We start from the raw sequence: 19,324 nt of genomic DNA, 5'->3' as shown, positions 1-19,324 counted from the left end.
TCAATCATAGGCGCGCGGGAACAGCCCGCGCGGGCGCAGCAGCAGCACCGCGACAAAGGCCAGATGTCCGGCGAGGATCTGCCATTCCGGGTTCAGCGCCGCGCCGAAGGCCTGCGCCACCCCGATCACCAGGCCGCCCGCCAGCGTGCCCCAAAGACTGCCGAGGCCGCCGATGATCACCGCCTCGAAGGCATAGAGCAGCCGGGCCGGGCCGGCGGCCGGATCGAAATTCGCCCGCGCGCCAAGATAGAGCGCCGCAATCGTCGCCACGACCAACGCGATGCCGGTGGCGATGGCGAAGATCGAGCGCGGGCGGATGCCCATCAGCTGCGCGGTCACCGGATCATCCGAGGTGGCGCGGAAGGCGCGGCCAAGCGCCGTGCGATAGAACAGCTGGTTCAGCCCCCAGATCACCAGAATGGCGGAACCGAAGGTCAGGAGAGGCATCACCCCCACCGTGACCGGGCCCAGCGGCAGCGATTGCGCTTCGATCGGGCCCACCGGCAATTTGCGGCTGTCGGCGGAAAAGCCCATCAGCAGCGCGTTCTGGATCACCACCGACAGGCCGAAGGTCACCAGAAGCGGCGGCAGGATATCCTCGCCCAGCACCCGGTTCAGCAATGCGGTCTGCAACAGCCAGCCCAGCCCGAACATCAGGGGCAGCGCCAGAACGGCGGCCAGGAACGGATGCAGACCAAGCGCCGTGCAAAGCCCGAGGATCAGATAGGCGCCCAGCACGATCAGATCGCCATGCGCCAGATTGACCAGCCGCATGATGCCGAAGACCAGCGAAAGCCCGGCGGCGAACAGCGCGTAAAGCCCGCCCAGCATCAGCCCCTGGAGGAGTGTATCAAGCCAGATCATGCGTGCCGCACCCCGAAATAGGCATCATGGATCGCTTCGCGGCTGAGGCTTGCCGGAGGCCCCGACAGGGTGATCCGCCCCTCCATCATGCAATGCACCGCATCCGCCACTTTCAGCGCCTGAGAAATGTCCTGTTCCACCACCACGATGGCGGCGCCGCTGTCGCGGATGGTGGGGAAGGCCGCGTAGATCTCGCGGATCACCACCGGGGCGAGGCCGAGGCTCAGTTCGTCGCAGAGCAGGACCCGCGGGTTCGACATCAGCGCGCGGCCGATGGCGACCATCTGCTGCTGCCCGCCCGACAGCGCCGTTGCCGGCTGCAGGCGGCGGTCGCGCAGCACCGGGAACAGCTCGTAGATCCGGGCCAGCGTCCAGAAGCCGTTGCCCCGGCGCGCATGGGCCCCGATGCGCAGGTTTTCCTCCACCGAGAGGCTGGGAAACAGCCGCCGCCCTTCGGGCACCATGGCGATGCCCGCGCGCAGGATATCGGGGGCCGCCATCCGGTCGATCCGGGCCCCCGCCAGCGCGGCGCTGCCGCCCGAGACCCGGGCAATGCCGGTGATCGCCCGCATCAGCGTGGTCTTGCCCGCGCCATTGGCGCCGATGACGGCGAGAGTCCGGCCCTCCTCCAGCGCCAGATCGACGCCGAACAGCGCCTGAAAATCTCCGTAATGCGCGGTCAGCCCACGCAGCTCCAGCAGCGGGCTCATGCCTCGATCCCCAGATAGATCTCCCGCACTTCCGGAGCGGCCATCACCGCCTCCGGCGCGCCGATCATCAGCATCCGGCCGAAGTTCAGCACCATCAGCCGGCTGACCACCGAGGTCAGAGCATGCAGCACATGTTCGATCCAGATGATCGCGACGCCCTCGGCATGGATGGCGCGGATCGTCGCGACCAGCGCGACGCATTCGGCATCGGTCAGCCCGCCCGCGATCTCGTCCAGCAGGATGACGCGGGGGCGCGTGGCCATGGCGCGGGCCAGTTCCAGCCGCTTGCGATCCAGCAGCGGGAGACTCCCCGCCTTGCGGTCGGCATGCCGCGCAAGCCCGCAGCGCCGCAGGATATCCATGCATTGCGCCGGGGCCTCGGCCGCAGAGAGGCCGCCGCCGAAACGTGCTGCAACCAGCAGGTTCTCATAGACCGAAAGCTGCCCGAAGGGCTGCGGGATCTGGAAGGACCGCCCGATGCCGCTGGCGCAGCGCTGCATCGGGGTCTCCTCGGTGATGTCGCGCCCGTCCAGCAGGACCTGACCCCGGTCGGGGCGCAGATTGCCGGTAATCAGATTGAACAGGGTCGATTTCCCTGCGCCATTCGGGCCGATGATGCCAAGCGCCTCGCCCGGCTCCAGCGCGAACCCCACCTCATCGGTGACCTTGAGGGCGCCGAAACTCTTCGACACGCCCTGCAGCGACAGGATCGCCATGGATACTCCCCCTCGGTCCGCCCTCCCCGGCGGGCCTTCTCTGCCCATCCTAGGGCGACAGTTCAGGCAAGATGATCGGATGATCGGTCCTCAATATCGCATCGTGTTATGAACCGGGCGGCATCCCCGACGATGATCCCACGCCGGAGGTCATCGCCCTGCCGCGCCCACCGCCAGTCCATCGACGTCGCCAAAACCGGGGACGCGATCAGCGGAAGACATCGCGACCGTCATCCGCCATCAGGGTCAGGCTGGCATGGCCATCGGCCGCCTCGCGCAGGCGATGCCAGCGGCGGTCGAGGTAGATCAGCGATTCCAACTCCGGCGCGCCGGGAGACTGGCCCGCCGCCCCTTCCAGCAGTTCGGCCACGACCACTGTCGCGCCCTCCACCGGCAAGGAGCCCTTGATGCGGGCGCGGAACCAGGTGGCGACCCCCGGATAGTGCGGCTCGCCGCTGGGCAGGCGGGCCCATTGCACGTCGGGGCCGAAGCGGTCCGCACCCGGGGTGGCGCCAAGCCGCGCCAGATCGAGATCGGCAAAGCGCAGCAGATGGATGACCACCCCGCCCGCCGCCAACACCGCAGCCGTGGAGCCCGATTTCGACGACAGCGAGAACGCCACGGTCGGCGGATCGGAACTGACCGAGATCAGCGAGGATACCGTCATCGCCACCGGCCGATCGCCCGGATCGGCGGTGATCACCGCAACTCCGGCGGGATGGCAGCGGAAGGCCTCGCGGAAGGCCAGGGAAAGCGGTTGGTCGGTCATGTGCGGAGCTCCGGAAAGTCCGGGCCGGGGCTGTCCCCAGCCCGGCAGGTTGTGGTCACTTCTTCTCGATCAGGTCATAGAATTGCCAGACGCGATCCGACCACTGGCCGCCGATCTCGCGCCCCGCCGACGTCACGATCGAGGGCGCGATGGTGAAGTGGTTGGCCGCAACCATCATGTCGCGGAAGGTGCGCTGGATCACGCCCGCCCGCAGCCCTGCCCCGCCCGAGGCGCGATAGGCGAAGTTGCAGACCTCGGCGCCCACCTCATGGATCTGCGCCTTGGCCAGATGCACGAGGCTCACCTGACGGGTGGTCATCATCTGGCCGCTTTCCGCCATATGCTCGATCTCGCCCCAGACCTCCATCACGAAGGCGCGGGCGGCGCGATAGCTGGCCTCGGCGCGGCCGTAGTCATGCCAGAACTTCTCACTCTCGCCCAAGGCACCGGCGCGGCCGGATTTCGACCGGGCGAAGGTGGCGATCTCGTCCAGCATCCGCCGCCCGGCACCCATGGCCCAGCCGGTGTGGCCGATGGCGGCAAGACCGACGATGCCGAGCGAGAACAGCTCCTTCAGGCGCTGCGGCGAGGCGGTGAGGATCGGGAACACCAGATCCTCGGCGATGAATACATCCTCGGCGGCATAGTCGATCGACCCGGTGCCCTTCAGGCCCAGCACATCCCAGTTGCCCAGCTGTTTGTGTTCCGGGATCGGCGCATGGGCGCACATCACGATGACATTGCCCGCCTCGTCCTTGGCGGGTTTGCCTGTGCCGTCATCGACGAAACACGCCGAATGCGACCAGGTGGCGTGGCTGAAGCCCGACCCGTAGGACCATTTCCCGGTCAGCCTGTAGCCGCCTTCGGTCTTCTTCAGCATGCCCAGAGGCGCGCCCTGCCCCGAGAAGCGGTTGTCGGTGCCCGGCGCGAACAGCCGTTCCACCGCGCTGTCGGGCAGGAAAGCCGCCGACATCGCCCCGATGCAGCAATGCACCATCGACACCCAGCCGGCCGAGCCGGAGTGGTAGCTGACGGCTTCCAGCAATTGCAGCACTTCGCTCGGGCGCATCTGGGCGCCGCCCAGGTCCTCGGTCGCCAGAAGATGCGAGAAGCGCAGCGGCGCCAGCAGGTTGAAGCTTTCGGGCGTCAACTCTCCCGCCGCCTCATCCGCGGGCGCATTGGCCTCGAGCTGCGGGCCGATCTCGGCGATCTGCTTCAGCAGCGCGCGATAGTCGACGGTCTTGCCCCAGTAGCCGTGGTTCATGGGCTTGTTCATTTTGCTCCTCCTCAGGATGCGGGGATCAGGCGGCGAGGAAATCGCCGATGGTTTTCAGGGTCTCCGGGCGTTCCTGCGGCACCAGGTGGCCGGCGCCGGGAACGGAAAGGAATTGCGCGTTCGGCAAATGCTGCAGCCAGATCGGGGCCTGGGAGGCCGGCAGCAGCCGGTCTTCCGCGCCCCAGACCAGCAGGGTGGGGTTGGTGATGCGCGCCATGAAGCGCTTCAGGTTCGGATGCCCCATGCCGAAGGCTGCGCAAAGCCGGGCCACCGTCTCGCCCTCGCGCGCACGGTCGGCGCCGAACTGTTCGGCGAAGACCGGATCGGCGCCATCGGGGAAGTATTTCGCCGCGATCCCCGGATCATGCGTCAGGTAGCCGGGGAACTCCTGCGGCGCGATGTCGGACAGCGGCGTGGCGGGATGCGCGGGATCGTTCAGCCCGGCCGGGGCGATCAGCACCAGCTTGTCGAAACGCTCACGCGCAACGGCGGCGAGCTCCGTCGCCATCCAGCCGCCCATGGAAAAGCCCATCAGATGCGGCTTTTCCTCCGGCGCCAGCGCATCCAGCAGGTTCAGATAATGCAGCAGCATATCCGTCATATCGGCGATATGCGGCGCCGGGCCCGAGAGGCCCATGCCCGGGTGGCTGGGGCAGAGCACGCGGAAGCGGTCTGCAAGACCGGCCGCGAAATCGAAGCCTTCCAGCGTGGCTGCGCCATGCAGGTACAGAACCGGCTTGCCCTGCCCGAAGGCCCTCACCACCGTCTGCACGCCGCCGATGTCGAATTCCAGCGTCTCGTAACTTGCGGACATCTCGTTGCTCCTCCTCAGGAAAATTCGGGCTGGATCAGCACCTTGCATTGCGTGATCCGGCGGCGCAGCGACTCGAACACCTGCGGGACGGGCGACAGGCCGATCCGGTCGGTGATCAGCTGTTGCGGGATGCCGCTGGTCAGCGCATCCAGAGCGACGCCGAATTCGTTCTTCTGGTGGAAGAAGACCGAGAAGATCAGGTCGATCTCCTTCGACAGCGCGATGAAGGGATCCCAGTCGTCGCCGCCGATGCAGAGGCCGACGCCGATCACCTTGCCCTGAGGCCGCACGGCTTGAGACGCCGCCTGCAACAGCCCGCGCTTGCCCACGCATTCGAAGACGATGTCTGGCGGACCCTCGCAAAGATCCGCCAGGTTTTCGGCCAGCACTTCGCCCGACATCGCGAAACCGGTCGCCCCCAGCGCCAGGGCCCGTTCGCGCTGATGCGACTGGATATCGGCCACCACCACATGGCTCGCGCCCATGCGGCGCGCCCAGAAAGCCACCAGCAGCCCGATGGGGCCTGCGCCGACGATGGCCACCCGGTCGCCCGGCGTCATGCCGGACCGCACGATGCAGTGCAGCGCAACCGACAGCGGCTCTGCCAGCGCGCCATCCGCCAGGGCGACATCCGCGGGCATCCGGCGGCACTGGCGCGCGGCCACGGTGACATATTCCGCATAGCCGCCGCCGATCAGCTGCATCGAGGGGCAGCGCGCCGGATCGCCGGCCAGACAGCGGGCGCACTGCCCGCAGCCCCGCATCGGCGCCACCGCCACCCCGTCGCCGACCTGCAGCACCGTGACATCGCGGCCCACCGCCACCACCTTGCCGGAGATCTCGTGTCCCAGCACAGAACCGGCCCCGACGCCGAAGGTCGCCGGATCCTCGGTGATATGCAGATCGCTGCCGCAGATGCCGCAGCCCGCGACCCGCAGCACCACCTCATCGGGTGCGGGGGTCGGGTCGGGGCGGGTCTCGACACGCAGCGGCGCCCCGACCGCGTCAAAGATGACGGCCTTCATGGCGTTTCCTTCGTGAGGGTGAGATGGCGGCGGATCGGGAACCAGGGCGCATCCCAGCGTTTCGAGATCATGCCCCAGATGCCGCTGCGGGCCGAAAGCGCGACCAGCACGGTCATCAGCCCCAGCACGACGAAATAGCTGGCGCCATATTCACCGAACCAGCGATCCGCGATGAAATAGATCAGCGCGCCGATCAGCACCCCTTCGATCGAGGCGATGCCGCCCACCATCACGATGAAGATCGCGATGTTGGACCACATCGGATCGAAGGCCGACGGCGGATTGATGCGCAGCTGCGCCATGAAATAGACCGAGCCGACCAGGCCGCAGCCCACCGCCGCCGCGACGTAGATCATGAAGCGCAGACGTTTCACGTCGACGCCCTGGCTGGCCGCCGCCACCGGATTGTCCCGCATGGCGATCAGCGCCAGCCCGTAGCGCGAGCGCAGGAACCAGTAGCTGCCGCCGATGGTGACAAGGATCATCAGCGCGCAGAGCAGCGACATCGCCACATTGCGCTCGAAGGCCGAGTAATCCTTCATCACGGACAGCGACATGCCCGCGCCTGCGTTCAGCCAGCCGAGGTTCGAGGCCGCCAGCCGGAACACCTCGGCCACGACCCAGGTGCCGATGGCGAAATAGGGCCCGTCCAGCCGGTGCAACAGCAGATAGCAGGGCACCGCCAGCACGGCAGGCGCCAGCAAGGACAGGAAGATGGCGAGGAACGGGTTGATGCCGAAGGTCTGGGCCAGCACGAACAGCGCATAGCCGGCCGCCCCCATGAAGGCCTGTTGCCCCACCGAGACCAGACCGGCGTAGCCGGCCAGCATGTTCCACATCTGGGCCACCGCGATATAGCAGCACAGCTCGAGGATCATCCGGATGGTGCCGGTCTTGGCCCACCACGGCATCGCCACCAGCCCGATCACCGCAAGGGCGAACAGCACCAGCGCGATGCGCCCGGAAGAGGTCTGGCGGTGCACCTGCACCCGAGGCGGGGCAGACCCGCGAGGAAACGCAGTCATGTCTCAGACCTTTCCGAACAGGCCCTGCGGGCGGGTCGCCAGCACGAGCAGGAAAACAAGATGCCCGGCCAGCACGCCGAAACCGGGGTCGATGCGGAAGCCGATGGCCTGGGTGATGCCCAGCACCATCGACCCGGCGAACGCCCCCCAGATCGATCCCATGCCGCCGATGATCACCGCCTCGAAGGCGTAGATCAGCTGCGCCCCGCCATCCGCCGGGGCGACGGTCGACCGCAGCGACTGGAACACCGCCGCAAAGCCGAGGATGCCGACCGCGATGGCCGTGGCGGAGGCATAGACCTTGCGCGCGTCGATCCCCGTCATCGCCGCCGCCTCGACATCGGCCGCCGCGGCGCGCAGGGCCCGACCGAAGCGGGTCCGCTTCAGCATCAGATCCAGCCCCCAGGTCAGGCCGATGGCGAAGACGAGCACGATCACCGGCAGCAGGCCGATATAGATGCCGCCGATCTCGATCGATCTGCTCTCGATGCCGCCGCCGGGCAGCGACCGGCTGTTGGCCGACCAGATCTGCAGCATCAGGTTCTGCAGCGCCAGCGACAGGCCGAAGGTCGCGATCAGCGATGGCAGGGGATCCTCGCCCACCACCTTGTTCAGGATCGCCTTCTGCAGGATCCAGCCCAGGGCCAAGGCCAGCGGCACCAGCGCCACCATCACCGTGAAGGGCCCGAGGCCGAATGACGAGGCCAGCGAGATGCCGACCAGCGACAGCAGGATCACCAGATCGCCGTGGCTGACATTGACGATCTTCATCACGCCGAACATCAGCGCCATGCCGAGCGCGTATTGCGCATACATGCCGCCCAGCAGCACGCCCTGCACCAGCGCATCAAACCACTGCATGCGAACCTCCGAAATAGGCTTGGGAAATGGCGTCGCGGGTGACCTCGGCGGATGGGCCGGTCAGGGTCACGCGGCCCTCGAGCAGGCAATAGAGCCGGTCGCTCGCCTGTTTCGCGAGCCCCACGTCCTGCTCGACCAGAATGATCGAGGTGCCCTGCGCCCGCACCTCCGGCAGGGCGGCGTAGATCTCGCGGATCACCTTGGGCGCGAGGCCGAGGCTGATCTCGTCGCACAGTAGGAGCTTCGGCTGGCACAGGAGCGCCCGCCCGATGGAGACCATCTGCTGCTGCCCGCCCGACAGGCTCTGCACCGGGGTGCGGGCCTTTTCCTTCAGGATCGGGAACAGGTCGTGCAGGCGTTGCAGCGACCAGCCGCCCTTGCGGCCCAGCCGCTCGGCCTGATCCATTGCGACGCGCAGATTGTCCTCGACCGACATGCCCGCGAAAAGGCGCCGCCCTTCGGGCACGATGGCCACGCCCATCTGCACCATGCGGTCGGTGGCGGTGCCGCCGATGGGCGTCCCCTCCATCCGCACCATGCCGGCGGCGACAGGCAGAAGCCCCATGAGCGCGCGCAGGAAGGTGGATTTTCCGGCGCCATTGGCCCCGATCAGGGCCACAGCCTCGCCGGCATCGATCTCGAAATCGATGCCGTACAGCGCCTGGAAATCGCCGTAGCGCGCGATCAGCCCATGGGTGGAGAGAATGGCCCCGCTCATCCCTCGATCCCCATGTAGACGCGCTTCACCTCCGGGTCGGCGATCACGGCGTCGGGCGCGCCTTCGGCGATCTTTTCGCCGAAGTTCAGCACCATCAGCCGGTCCGCCACGGCGAGCAGCGCATGCAGCACATGTTCGATCCAGAGGATGGTGACGCCCCGGTCGCGGATGCGGCGCACCAGCGCGACAAGGTCCTTCGACTCCTCATCCGTCAGCCCGCCCGCGATCTCGTCGAGCAGCAGGAGCTTGGGGTCCGAGGCCAGCGCGCGGGCCAGCTCCAGCCGCTTGCGGTCCAGCAGCGTGAGGCCGCCCGCCCGCAGATTGGCCTTGTCGGCCAGCTCGCATTCCTCCAGCACCTGCGCGCAGAAGGCATAGCTGTCCCGTTCCGACTTGCCGCCGCCAAAGGCCGAGGCGACCAGCAGGTTCTCGAAGGTGGTCATGCCGGAATAGGGGCGCGGGATCTGGTAGGTCCGCCCGATCCCCATCTTGCAGCGACGGAAGGGCGGTTCGCCCTTCAGCGTCACCTCCCCCAGGCGGATTTCGCCGCCGGAGGGTTTGATGTCGCCGCTGATCATGTTGAACAGCGTGGTCTTGCCCGCACCGTTGGGGCCAAGGATGCCCAGCACCTCGCCCCGATGCACATCGAAGCTGACGCCATGCAGAACCCGCACCGCGCCGAAGCTCTTCGACACATCGCGCGCGCCCAGCAGAATGTCCCGGGTCATCCCGGCCCCCAGATCCAACATGATCACCAGGAGATCGGCACGATCTTCTGTTCCGGCGGGAACAGCTGGTTGACCGAATTGTCGACGATCTTCAGGTCATAGGGCCATTTCTCGCCCTTGACCCATTGGCCGCCGAAGATCGGCATGGTACAGATGTTCTTGTGCGGGGCGCCCGCGAATTTCACCGGGCCGCAGACGGTGGTGATGTCGGTCGCCGCCATCGCCTCGCGGTTGGCCTCGCGGTCCAGCGGATCGGCGGAGCGTCTCAGGATGTCGATCGCGACCTCGAGCAGCGCATGGGAATAGCCGAGCGGCTGGGTCCATTGCCGCTTCTGATCGGTCTCCCACTGCTCGGCCAGCGCGCGGCTGTCCTGCCCGGTCAGGGTGGAGGGGAAGGGGAAGGCCGGCGTCCACCAGACTTCGGAGGACATGCCGTTGCCCAGAGGCCCCATGGCCTCGACCCCGCCCGGGAACAGGAGGGCCGCCGCCACAGTCACCGCCTTCGGCTTGAAGCCCTGCTGGTTGCACTGGGTCACGAAGGTCTTCAGGTCATCGGGATAGGTGATGCCGCCGATGATCTCGCAACCCGCCTGCTTGAAGGCGGCGATCTGGGCGGAGAAGTCGTTGGTCCGCGCTTGGAAATAGCCGGGAATGGTGACATCGTAGCCGGCGGCGCGGGTCGGCACCGGCAGGCCGTATTCGTCATTGCCCCAGGTCTCGCCATCGATGTTCTGCGGGAACAGCATGCCGACCTTCTTGTTGGTCTCCACCCCGTCCCAGAGCCCGACAAAGGTGTTCAGCGCCTCGTCCAGCCCCCAGAAGAAATGATAGGTCCAGTCGAACTCGCCGCCACCGCGCGGGAAGACCACCGCCTGCCATGGCGCGCCGGAGGAAATGCAGGGCGTCTCGTACAGCTCGGCCTGTTCCATCACCGGCAGGATCGTGTCGGTGGTCGAGGCGGGGACCACCAGATGCACCTCGTCGTTCAGGATCAGGTCGCCGGCGATCTCGGCCGCCTTGTTGGGGTTGGACTGGCTGTCGCGCTCCAGGATCTCCAGCTCGTAGACCCGGCCATCGACCGTCGTGATCTGCCCGCCCAAGGCCGCGCGGATCTTCTGCACGGTATAGCCGTCCGTCTCGCCGAACAGTCCGAGCGGACCGGTGGCGGGGGTGATGTAGGCCATCTTGATCCTGCCGGCGGTCTGCGCCCGCAGATAGCCCGGCAGCGCGAGGCTGGAGGCCGCAACCCCCGCCCCCATGCCGCGCAGCAGGGACCGGCGGCTGATGCCCGATCCGATCAGCTTGTTGTAATAGGTCATGTCTTCCTCCCTCGGGGTTGGCCTTGCCCCGAACCGCCCTCCTCCAGAGCGGGTCGGGGGGCGGAGCAGTCAGGTCATGCGGGTCAGCGAACCGCCGTCGATCACGATCAGCGAGCCGGTGAAGTAGCTGCCGGCCGGCGAGGCCAGCAGCAGCGCGAGGCCCTTGATGTCCTCGACATCGCCGATGCGGCCGATCAGCGACTGCGCCTCGAAGGCGGCGCGGTCGGCCTTGTTGCGCAGGCGGCCTCCGGCGATATTGGTGATGAAGGGGCCGGGCAGGATCGCGTTGACGCGGATGCCGTAGGCGCCCAGTTCCATCGCCATATGCCGCACGAAGTGGTTCACCGCCGCCTTGGCAGGCATGTAGCTGGTGCCGACGATGCTCTCGTTGATCTCCGCCGCGATCGAGGAGGTGACGATGATCTCTCCGCCGCCATTCGGCTTCATGTGACGCACGGCGTTCTTCACCGTGGTGTAGACCGAGGTCAGGTTGATCTCGATGCCGCGGTCCCACTGGCTGTCGGGGATGTTCTCGATGGCCCCATCGGGATTGCGCTCGCCTTCGGGCGTCATGAAGCCCGGCCCCGGATCGATGCCGGCATTGGCGAAGACCGTATCGATGCGGCCATGACGGGAGGCCACCTCGTCGAAGGCCCTGGTCATTGCCGCGCGATCAGCCACATCGACCACCTGACCCCAGACCTCGCCCGCGATCCCGGCCACGGCGCGGTCGATCCCCGGGCCGTCGATGTCGAAGATGCAGACCCTGGCGCCGCCTTCGGCCATGATCTCGGCATAGGCCCGGCCGAGGCCGCTGGCGCCGCCGGTGACGATCACGGATTTCCCGCGCACATCGAACATCGTTTCAAGTGAAGCCATGACACTCTCCTCCCCCGTTTGCTCCCGTCAGGCGCGGCGACAGGCGGCCGACCTGCCCCATGGGCAGGACATGCGCCTTCGCCCGAGGAAAGCCCCGGATGCCGCTGAAAACTTGACGAGAAGCTCCCACCCCCCTCCCAGAGGGCGCGATTACCGACAGCATGAAGCCGTGCGATGGCCCGCCAAGTCAAATGCGGAAAACAGGAGTTTTTATAGCGAACCGGTATATACCCGATATGCCGGCTCTGCCGATGCTGCCGGATCGCCCTGCCACGGGTCGCCGGGGAGCGGGATATGTCATTGAGGCAATGGGGAAATTGCCTGACTGTCTCGTAGAATCCATCAAGTCGGATCAGGAAACCCACGTCCCTCCGCGGCGACGCCGGGTCGGCTGCCCTGCCGGATCGCGGCGATGCCCAGCCGCCGGCACAAGGAGGCGGGCGAGGCGCCGGGACAGTCGGCCCGTTGTCTATGCTTCGGGTCCTGCAGAGCATTCCTTCGGCGCGCTGAGGATCTGTGAGGAAACCGCCTGCGGCACAGGGCCATCGCGCCTGCCGGGTGATCGGCAAGCTGGCCCAAGGCCGGGGTGAGGATGATCCGGATGTTGTGCTGTTCCGCAGCTGCATCCGGCCCGCAAACCCAGGCGAAAGCAGCGAAGCTGAGGGGCTGCGCAGGCCCGACGGCTCCGTTTCAGCCCCGGCGCTGGCTATAGCTGCCCGGCTGCCGGAGGCGGCAATTCCTGCCCGCGCAGGCAGCACGCCGCCGCGCCATGGCATCGGCGCAGGCCGGCGGCCCTCTGTCGGGGCGCCGCGTGGCCGCAGCTGGCCCGTCGCGAACGTCAATTGATCCGGGCGGCCGGGGCGGGAGCGGCCCCGCCGCCCGGAGGCGGGTTCAGGCCAAGGCCTCCATCTGCCCGCCGGTCGGGATCTCGCTGGCGCCGCCATTCTCCACTATGACGAGGTCGTAACCGCCAGCCTCTTTCATCCGCCATTGCCCGCCGACGAGCGGGGTCTTGCAGACGTTCCTTGCGGCGAAATCCGGCACGCCCGCGCCGTTCCAGGCAACCTTGCCGACCACGGTGGTCATGTCGGTCGCGGCCACAGCTTCGGCCACCGCGTCGCCATCGCCCGGGTCCTCCACGCGCCCCATGACATCGGCGGCCACCTCGAACAGCGAATGGACAAAGCCGATCGGCTGGGTCCAGGGCCGCGAGGTTTTCGCGGTGAAATCATCGGCCAACTCGGCCGAGCTTTGCCCGGTCAAGGTGGAGGAGTAGGGATGCGAGGGCGACCACCAGACCTCGGACGAGAGGTTGTGCCCCGCCTCCCCCAGCGTCTCCACCGACTGCAGGAACAGGAGCGCCTTGGCCACCGTCACCGCCTTGGGCCTCAGCCCCTGCTGGCGCAGCTGCGCCCAGAAGGTGGCGAAATCGGGCGGGATCAGCACGCCGGTGATGATATCGGTGTTGGCCGCCTTGAACGCATTGATCTGGGCCGAGAAATCATCCGACAGGTTCTGGAAGCTCCCCGGATTGGTCAGGGCATAGCCCTTTTCCGCCAGACCCGGACGCAGGCCGTTGTCATTGTCGCCCCAGGCATTGCCATCGGCATCATTGGGGAAGAGCCCGCCCACCGCCTTGTCGGTCGCCAGTTGATCCCACATCGCGGTATAGACCCGGATCACATCCTCCATGCCCCAGAAATAGTGGAAGGCATAGTCGAAGGATTGCCAGCTCGCAGGGTCGCGCGGATTGCCCTGCTGGCCGATGAACCACGGCTGCCAGGGGGCCACCGTGGTGATCACCGGCACCCCCTCCCCCTCGCAGACGCCCGCCACCGGATTGGTGTTTTCGGGGGTGGAGGCCGCAAGCATCAGGTTGACGCCATCACTCAGGATCAGCTCTTTCGCCACCTCCGCCGCGCGGTTGGGGTTGGACTGGCTGTCCTTCACCACCACCTCAAAGTTCCGCCCGAGATCGGAGGCCAGAAAGGCCTGGATGTTCCAGGCATCGCTTTCGGCGAAGCCCGCAAGCGGGCCGGTCTGCGGCGAGACATAGCCGAGCTTGATCTTCGCCCCCTGCGCAAGACTGGGCGCGGCAAGGCCCGAGGCTGCAAGGGTCACGCCGCTGGCCGCCGATGCATGCAGGAATTTCCGTCTGGTAAACATGTCATCCTCCCTGATGAGCTTCGGGCGCGACCCTTCCCGCCCGCGCCGTCCCCGCGCCAAGCATGTCCGCGGGCAGGCGGCTTTTGTTTAGGATCTTGGCCGGGCAGCATAACCCGGCGTTATGAAGCCGCCGGGTCATGCCGTGATGGTCAGCGGCGCGGCGCGGCCAGCACGCCTTGCAGCAGCGCGATTTCGGGATCCGAGACCTCATGCGCCCGGCCGGGATAGAGCGCAGCCTGCAGCCGGGCGCGGCCGCGCCCCAGTTCCAGCGCCGCCTCGGCAAAGGCGGTCACCGGGATCCAGGGATCATCGTCCGATCCGGTCAGCCAGACGGGCAATTCCGGCGCCAGCGCCCTCGGGCGGCAATCCTGCAGCGCCCCCACGCGGCAGCCGGTCAACGCCACCAGCGCGTCAGCTGCAGGCAGGCCCGCGAAGGCGTATTCCAGCGACAGGCAGGCGCCCTGCGAAAAGCCCGCCAGCACCAGCGGCAGACCGGGGTAAAGCGCCCGGGCCGCCGCGATGTCGGCCGCCAGATGGTCGCGCGCCACGGCCAAGGCCGCGTTCGTCTCCCCGGTCAGCGGATCGACCGCCCTGGCCGCATACCACGCGCCGCCGAGCGCGCGCGAGCCGGGCGCACGCGGCAGGATGAAGGCCACATCCGGCGCGGCAAGCCGCGCCAGAACATGCGACTGCATCTCTTCGGGCGACTGGCCGCGACCGTGGACAAGGACGCAGACCGCCCTTGCCCCTGCCTTGGCGCCCGGCACTGCCAGATGCACCGCACCCGATGCGAGTGCCTCCGCCATCAGGCGAACTCGGCCTGTTCCAGACCTTCGCGCAGCTCGGCTTCGCGATCCTTGAACCACGGCGGGAAGACCAGGGTCTTGCCGATCTGGCCCGGCTCCTCGTCGCGGGCCCAGCCCTGCGGGGTGGTCCATGCCAGTTCGAAGAGCGCGCCGCCGGGCGAACGGACATAGCAGGACTTGAAGTAGTTGCGGTCCTTCTGTTCCGAGATGTCGGTGAAGCCCAGCCCCTCGATATGGGCGCGCAGCTTCATCTGGTTTTCCTCGGTGCCGGTGTTCAGCGCGAGGTGGTGGATGGTGCCGCCCGACAGAGTCCAGGTGCCCTGCGGGCTGGTGCGGTCCTCGATCACCTCGACGCGCTGGATGACGCCATTGGCGTCCGGCACGCGATAGACCGTACCTTCGTGCGTGTCGGCCTCCTTGGTCAGCGGCAGTGCTACGGTCATGAAATCATCCATGGCCGTGCGGTCGAAACAGGCGACCAGACCGCCATAGATCCCCTTGATGCCATGGGCGGCGCCAATGCCCTGCGCGTCATTGGTGATCGGCGCGCGGGGGTCGCTGTCGCTTTCCACCAGTTCATGCGGGATGCCGCAGGGATGGGCAAAGGCCACACGGTCGGCGCCGAAGCGGGTGATCTTCTCGGCAGGCAGGCCCAGACGGTTCAGGCGGTCCACCCAGAAATCGGCCGCCCCCATCGGGATCGACTGCATAATGGTCCGCGACTGATTGGTGCCGCGGCGGCCATAGACACCCGGCTTCTTGAAGGGGAAGGTGGTGATGATGGTCGAGGCGTCACCATCGGGCGAGCCATAGTAGAGGTGATAGACCGGCACCACGCCGTCGAACAGCACGGTGCGCTTGACCGAATGCAGGCCAAGGGTCTTGGTGTAGAAATCGAAATCCTCCTGCGCGCCGTCCGTGGACATCGTCAGGTGGTGGTATCCGCTGATCGTGGACATGGTCTCTCCTCCGTTTGTCGTGCAGCCCGGCATCGCCGGGCCGTTCTGGGTCAGCCTTGCCGCAACGGGCAAAGCACAAGGTCAAGGTCGAGCGCGCGGCCCGTCACACCTCCGTCGAGGGGCGCAGCGCGGAAATCGGCCAAGAGTTCGGGCTTCACCCCGAAGATCGCATCGCGACCGATGGCGGGATCCGCGCGGTCGAAGATGTGGGTGGTCAGCCGCTCATGCCCTTCGGCGGAGACGCGGAAGTGGATATGGGCGGGGCGGGCAAGGCACAGGCCGAGCCGCGTCATGAGCCGCCCCACCGGCCCGTCGGACGGCAGGTCATAGCCGCCCGGCATGACCGAACGGAAGGCGAAGCGTCCCTGCCCATCCGTCCTGAGCCGGCCGCGCAGGTTGTTTTCGGGCTGCAGGTCGGGTTCCTGATTTTCATATTTGCCCTGCCCGTCGGCCTGCCAGACTTCGACCGAGGCGCCGGGCAGCGCCATCCCGTCCAGCGAGAGCACACGCCCCCGCACCTGCAACGGCACCCCCTTGCCATCGAGGCTGATCGACCCGCCATTGTCGCGCAGCGGCGCGTCGGCGCGATAGAAGGGGCCGGCCACGGTATTCGGCGTGCAGCCTGCCGGGCGGGGGGAGTTCAGATCCTCGACCAGCATCGACAGGCCCAGGGTATCGGCCAGCAGGACCCATTCCTGCCGTCTGGCATCGGCGGCATGGCCGACCTCGGTCAGGTAATCCAGCACCTGCCGGAACTCCGCGGGCGTCAACTGCAGTTCGCGCACCAGCCCGTCCAGCGCATCGACCAGCACCGCCAGCCCCTGCCCCAGCCGGCCGGTCGGCAGGCCTGCCAAACGGGCCGAAAAGGCCGCGCCATCATGGTCCTTGACTGTGCTGCTGTCCGCCTGCGGGGCCGCGCCCACCGGCAGGACCGATCTCTCGCCCTGCATCCGCCGGAGCCTCCCCTCCCCGTTGCGTCCAGCTTTACCGCGCGGCGCGCTTTTTTGATTGAGTTGTTCGGAGGGCGGTATAACAGAGTGCTATGAAACTGAATGAACGCCACCTGATGCAGCTTGCCGCCGTCCTCGATGCGGGCGGCGTGTCGGAAGGGGCCGCCATGCTGGGGCTGACCCAGCCGGCGGTCTCGCGCTCGCTCGCCATGCTGGAGGACCGGGTGGGAGAGCCGCTTTTCGTGAAGGGCCGCCGGCCGCTGCAGGCGACGCCGCTCGGCATGCAGCTGGCGGTGCAGGGTCGCACGATCATCGCCGCCTCGCGCCGGGCCTCGGATGCCGTGCAGGGCTTCGTGCGCGGCACCAAGGGCGTGGTGCGGGTGGCGGGCGTGCCCTTCTTCATGGATGCGATGATCAGCCAGATGATCGGCGAGTTCCTCAATCAGGAGCCCGGCGTCACCGTCCAGCAAAGCTATATGAACCTGCCGGAAATGGCCGCGGCGCTGGAGGCCGGGCAGATCGACATGGGCGTCGTGCCCATCGGCGTGCTGGACCTCGGGGCGGGGTTCGAGTTCACCGAGATCCTGCCCGGCCGCAACATCGTGGCCTGCCGTCCGGGCCATCCACTGATGCGCAAACGCCCGCTCGAGGCGCAGGATCTGACGACCTATCCGTGGGTCGCGCCGCTGCCCGGATCGCCCCTGATGTCGGATCTGCAGATGATCCTGATGTCGATCGGCATGTCGGATCTGAACATCCGCTATTCGGGCGGCTCGCTGATGAGCGTGGTCAATGTGCTGGCCGAAACCGATGCGCTGGCGGTCTTGCCCTATTCCACCGTCTTCGCCCAACGCAAGGAAAGCCGCATCACCGTGCTGCCCTACAACATCCCGCAGCCGAACCGGTCCCTCGGGATCCTGCGGCGGGTGAATGTGGCCCGCGCGCCGGCAGCCGAGCGCTTTGCCGGCCATATCATAGGCGCCTTCGACAATCTCAAGCACGTCATCCGGCGGCATGAGCGCGCGGTCATCTGGGGCGCCGAGGCCCCCGCGGACCAACCGCTCTGATCATCCTTTCCACGGGCCTTCCAGCCCGTAGCGGCGCAGCAGGCTCGCCACCCGGTTCGCCGCCAGCATGAGGCCTTCGCCCGCCGTCGCCCCGCCCCACCGGCGCGTCCCCCTCCGGAAGATCGCCCTTGAGGTTGCGCACCGCGCCGGTCCCGGTCACATCAAGGATCTGATCCCAGATCAGCACTTTCATCACCATCGGCGCCGTGGCGCGGGCATTGATGCCGGGCGAGTTCATCAGGGGCGTGGCGCCCCTCGCACCGCCGCCGCAACTGGCCAATCCCATATTGCCCGTGCCGGCCCCGATCCGCACCCCGCCCGGATCAAAGCGCGTCTCTGCCGGCAGGAAGGGCGCCGCCGCGATCACCGCGTCATTGAGCCCGCCGCCGGCCTCGGCGGTCAGAGCCTCGCGGCTGGAAAGGTGCGGCAGAGGAGGCCGATCCGATCCGTTCACTGGCCGCGCATCTGCCGGCGAAACCTGCGGGGCGGGTCGTGATGGTCGGGCCGGCAAGGCCAGCGCCCGCATGGCCGCGGCGGTGGAGGTTGCATGGACGCCCGCGAGGGGCTGATGATCACCCAGCGTGGCCATGCCCGCCCGTGCGAGGGGATCGCGATCGTGGAGGCCCCGGCGCGCGAAGAGGGCGTCTTCGTCCGGCTGCTCACCGGAAGGGCGTAGCGCGACGCTCTGCTCGCTTTCGTAGTTGCGGGCAACAGCGCGCCGATGGACGATCCGGCCTTCGTCGAGGAACTGACCGGCTGGATCCGCTTCAGCCCCGCGAGCGCGCTGGAGACCGGCGACGGCCTGTTCGCTCCCTGCTCCGGCAGCCCGGCTATTCCCGACTGGCTCGGACACCTGCTGTTCCCGCTCACGCCCGGTCCGGCGGCCCGCGCTGGGGCGACGGCTGGCGGCCAGTCTGGCGCGGCGCTTGAGCGCTTCATTGTGGGCCGGCCAGTTCCTGGTCATGTAGGCGGGGGTGGGCCTAGTCATGCTGCCCGGCTACCATACTGGATTCACGAGAGGAATCCCTCAAGGGGTTTGTGCAACGGAGCCCGCAGACGGATCCGCGTGAGGCCAACGGTTGATGCAAGTCAATCAAAAGCATCAACTCTGCACTATTCTTGGCAGAACCCGAGCAGAAGCAGTGGACCATGCCACAGGACCAGCACCAGCCTGTCAAAGAAGGCGCCGACCGCCTGAAAGGCGCCAAGGCGACCGTGCGCCCTTGGATCAAGGGCGGCGATCTGCACGCCATCGACATCGGCAAGGGCTGGCGCAGCGCTGACACTGATCTTCAGGAGTTCCTGTCGGCCCACCAGACCGCACCCGAAAAGCTGGGCCTTGGTTTGAAAGGACAATCGGCCATGGGGCAAGCATAGTGGCGGACCTGACCCCTTTCGCCGAAGTGGCCCTGCTCCTGGTGATGGCTGCCGGCATCGGGCTCGTCGGCGCGCTGGCGCGGCAGCCGCTGATCGTCAGCTTCATCGCCGTCGGCTTGGTAGCGGGGCCCTCGGCGCTGGATGTCGTCCGGTCAGATGCGCAGATCGACCTGTTGTCGGAACTCGGGATCGCCGTGCTCCTGTTCCTGGTCGGCATCAAGCTCGACGTGAAACTGATCCGGTCGCTGGGTGTGGTGTCGGCGACGACCGGGCTCGGGCAGGTCATCTTCACGGCCTT

General features: G+C 67.4%; 21 protein-coding genes. 3 read left to right on the top strand and 18 right to left on the bottom strand.

Going from position 1 to position 19,324, the window contains the following annotated elements; genetic code table 11:
- From C5F48_RS03095 to C5F48_RS03015, 17 genes are all read right to left on the bottom strand, one after another.
- The gene (locus tag C5F48_RS03095; protein ID WP_107662442.1) at nucleotides 1-864 is read right to left on the bottom strand and encodes a branched-chain amino acid ABC transporter permease; all 864 of its coding nucleotides are present in this window, start codon (nucleotides 862-864) and stop codon (nucleotides 1-3) included.
- Nucleotides 861-1,574, bottom strand: a complete 714-nt coding sequence (locus C5F48_RS03090; RefSeq protein ID WP_107662441.1) for an ABC transporter ATP-binding protein — start codon at nucleotides 1,572-1,574, stop codon at nucleotides 861-863. The genes C5F48_RS03095 and C5F48_RS03090 overlap by 4 nt, the downstream gene beginning before the upstream one ends.
- The gene (locus C5F48_RS03085; RefSeq protein WP_107662440.1) at nucleotides 1,571-2,290 is read right to left on the bottom strand and encodes an ABC transporter ATP-binding protein; all 720 of its coding nucleotides are present in this window, start codon (nucleotides 2,288-2,290) and stop codon (nucleotides 1,571-1,573) included. The genes C5F48_RS03090 and C5F48_RS03085 overlap by 4 nt, the downstream gene beginning before the upstream one ends.
- A 208-nt stretch (nucleotides 2,291-2,498) precedes the next feature.
- Nucleotides 2,499-3,059 (bottom strand): flavin reductase family protein, encoded by a 561-nt coding sequence (locus C5F48_RS03080; RefSeq protein ID WP_107662439.1) that lies wholly within the window; start codon nucleotides 3,057-3,059, stop codon nucleotides 2,499-2,501.
- Nucleotides 3,060-3,114: 55 nt separating this feature from the next.
- A complete protein-coding gene (locus C5F48_RS03075; RefSeq protein ID WP_107662438.1) occupies nucleotides 3,115-4,335 on the bottom strand; it encodes an acyl-CoA dehydrogenase family protein in 1,221 nt (406 codons plus the stop codon).
- Nucleotides 4,336-4,360: 25 nt separating this feature from the next.
- Entirely contained in the window at nucleotides 4,361-5,149 is a 789-nt protein-coding gene (locus C5F48_RS03070; protein WP_107662437.1) for an alpha/beta fold hydrolase, read from the bottom strand.
- Between the two features lie 14 nt (nucleotides 5,150-5,163).
- The gene (locus C5F48_RS03065) at nucleotides 5,164-6,174 is read right to left on the bottom strand and encodes a zinc-dependent alcohol dehydrogenase (RefSeq protein ID WP_107662436.1); all 1,011 of its coding nucleotides are present in this window, start codon (nucleotides 6,172-6,174) and stop codon (nucleotides 5,164-5,166) included.
- Nucleotides 6,171-7,199 (bottom strand): branched-chain amino acid ABC transporter permease, encoded by a 1,029-nt coding sequence (locus C5F48_RS03060; protein WP_107662435.1) that lies wholly within the window; start codon nucleotides 7,197-7,199, stop codon nucleotides 6,171-6,173. Before C5F48_RS03060 ends, C5F48_RS03065 begins: the two co-directional genes overlap by 4 nt.
- 3 nt (nucleotides 7,200-7,202) lie before the next feature.
- Complete coding sequence (locus C5F48_RS03055) at nucleotides 7,203-8,060, bottom strand: branched-chain amino acid ABC transporter permease (RefSeq protein WP_107662434.1); 858 nt, start codon at nucleotides 8,058-8,060, stop codon at nucleotides 7,203-7,205.
- Nucleotides 8,047-8,778 carry an ABC transporter ATP-binding protein gene (locus C5F48_RS03050; RefSeq protein ID WP_107662433.1) on the bottom strand — a complete coding sequence of 244 codons (732 nt, stop codon included), beginning with the start codon at nucleotides 8,776-8,778 and terminating at the stop codon, nucleotides 8,047-8,049. The genes C5F48_RS03055 and C5F48_RS03050 overlap by 14 nt, the downstream gene beginning before the upstream one ends.
- Nucleotides 8,775-9,503, bottom strand: a complete 729-nt coding sequence (locus C5F48_RS03045) for an ABC transporter ATP-binding protein (protein ID WP_107662479.1) — start codon at nucleotides 9,501-9,503, stop codon at nucleotides 8,775-8,777. Before C5F48_RS03045 ends, C5F48_RS03050 begins: the two co-directional genes overlap by 4 nt.
- 23 nt (nucleotides 9,504-9,526) lie before the next feature.
- Entirely contained in the window at nucleotides 9,527-10,822 is a 1,296-nt protein-coding gene (locus C5F48_RS03040; protein ID WP_107662432.1) for an ABC transporter substrate-binding protein, read from the bottom strand.
- A gap of 69 nt (nucleotides 10,823-10,891) precedes the next feature.
- Nucleotides 10,892-11,701 carry an SDR family NAD(P)-dependent oxidoreductase gene (locus C5F48_RS03035; protein ID WP_107662431.1) on the bottom strand — a complete coding sequence of 270 codons (810 nt, stop codon included), beginning with the start codon at nucleotides 11,699-11,701 and terminating at the stop codon, nucleotides 10,892-10,894.
- Nucleotides 11,702-12,592: 891 nt separating this feature from the next.
- Nucleotides 12,593-13,867 carry an ABC transporter substrate-binding protein gene (locus C5F48_RS03030; RefSeq protein WP_107662430.1) on the bottom strand — a complete coding sequence of 425 codons (1,275 nt, stop codon included), beginning with the start codon at nucleotides 13,865-13,867 and terminating at the stop codon, nucleotides 12,593-12,595.
- 149 nt (nucleotides 13,868-14,016) lie between these two features.
- A complete protein-coding gene (locus tag C5F48_RS03025; RefSeq protein WP_107662429.1) occupies nucleotides 14,017-14,673 on the bottom strand; it encodes an alpha/beta hydrolase in 657 nt (218 codons plus the stop codon).
- Nucleotides 14,673-15,632 (bottom strand): VOC family protein, encoded by a 960-nt coding sequence (locus C5F48_RS03020; RefSeq protein WP_107662428.1) that lies wholly within the window; start codon nucleotides 15,630-15,632, stop codon nucleotides 14,673-14,675. The genes C5F48_RS03025 and C5F48_RS03020 overlap by 1 nt, the downstream gene beginning before the upstream one ends.
- 50 nt (nucleotides 15,633-15,682) lie before the next feature.
- Nucleotides 15,683-16,582, bottom strand: a complete 900-nt coding sequence (locus C5F48_RS03015) for a dioxygenase family protein (RefSeq protein WP_107662427.1) — start codon at nucleotides 16,580-16,582, stop codon at nucleotides 15,683-15,685.
- Nucleotides 16,583-16,674: 92 nt separating this feature from the next.
- Between C5F48_RS03015 and C5F48_RS03010 the strand changes: the two genes are divergently transcribed.
- Nucleotides 16,675-17,649, top strand: a complete 975-nt coding sequence (locus C5F48_RS03010) for a LysR family transcriptional regulator (RefSeq protein ID WP_107662426.1) — start codon at nucleotides 16,675-16,677, stop codon at nucleotides 17,647-17,649.
- Here C5F48_RS03010 and C5F48_RS24745 read toward each other — a convergent pair.
- Nucleotides 17,609-18,502, bottom strand: a complete 894-nt coding sequence (locus C5F48_RS24745) for a hypothetical protein (protein ID WP_146170551.1) — start codon at nucleotides 18,500-18,502, stop codon at nucleotides 17,609-17,611. The genes C5F48_RS03010 and C5F48_RS24745 overlap by 41 nt on opposite strands.
- A gap of 296 nt (nucleotides 18,503-18,798) precedes the next feature.
- Here C5F48_RS24745 and C5F48_RS03000 point away from each other — a divergent pair, with 296 nt between their 5' ends.
- Together C5F48_RS03000 and C5F48_RS02995 are read left to right on the top strand one after the other, a co-directional pair.
- Nucleotides 18,799-19,026, top strand: coding sequence for a helix-turn-helix domain-containing protein (locus C5F48_RS03000; RefSeq protein WP_107662424.1), 228 nt, complete (start codon nucleotides 18,799-18,801; stop codon nucleotides 19,024-19,026).
- Nucleotides 19,026-19,324 (top strand): cation:proton antiporter domain-containing protein (locus C5F48_RS02995; RefSeq protein ID WP_258186480.1); only part of this gene is annotated, 299 nt, incomplete at its 3' end. The genes C5F48_RS03000 and C5F48_RS02995, both read left to right, overlap by 1 nt.

Source organism: Cereibacter changlensis JA139 (assembly GCF_003034985.1).
Taxonomy (GTDB): Bacteria; Pseudomonadota; Alphaproteobacteria; order Rhodobacterales; family Rhodobacteraceae; genus Cereibacter; species Cereibacter changlensis.
This window is presented reverse-complemented; position numbering and strand designations above follow the sequence as displayed.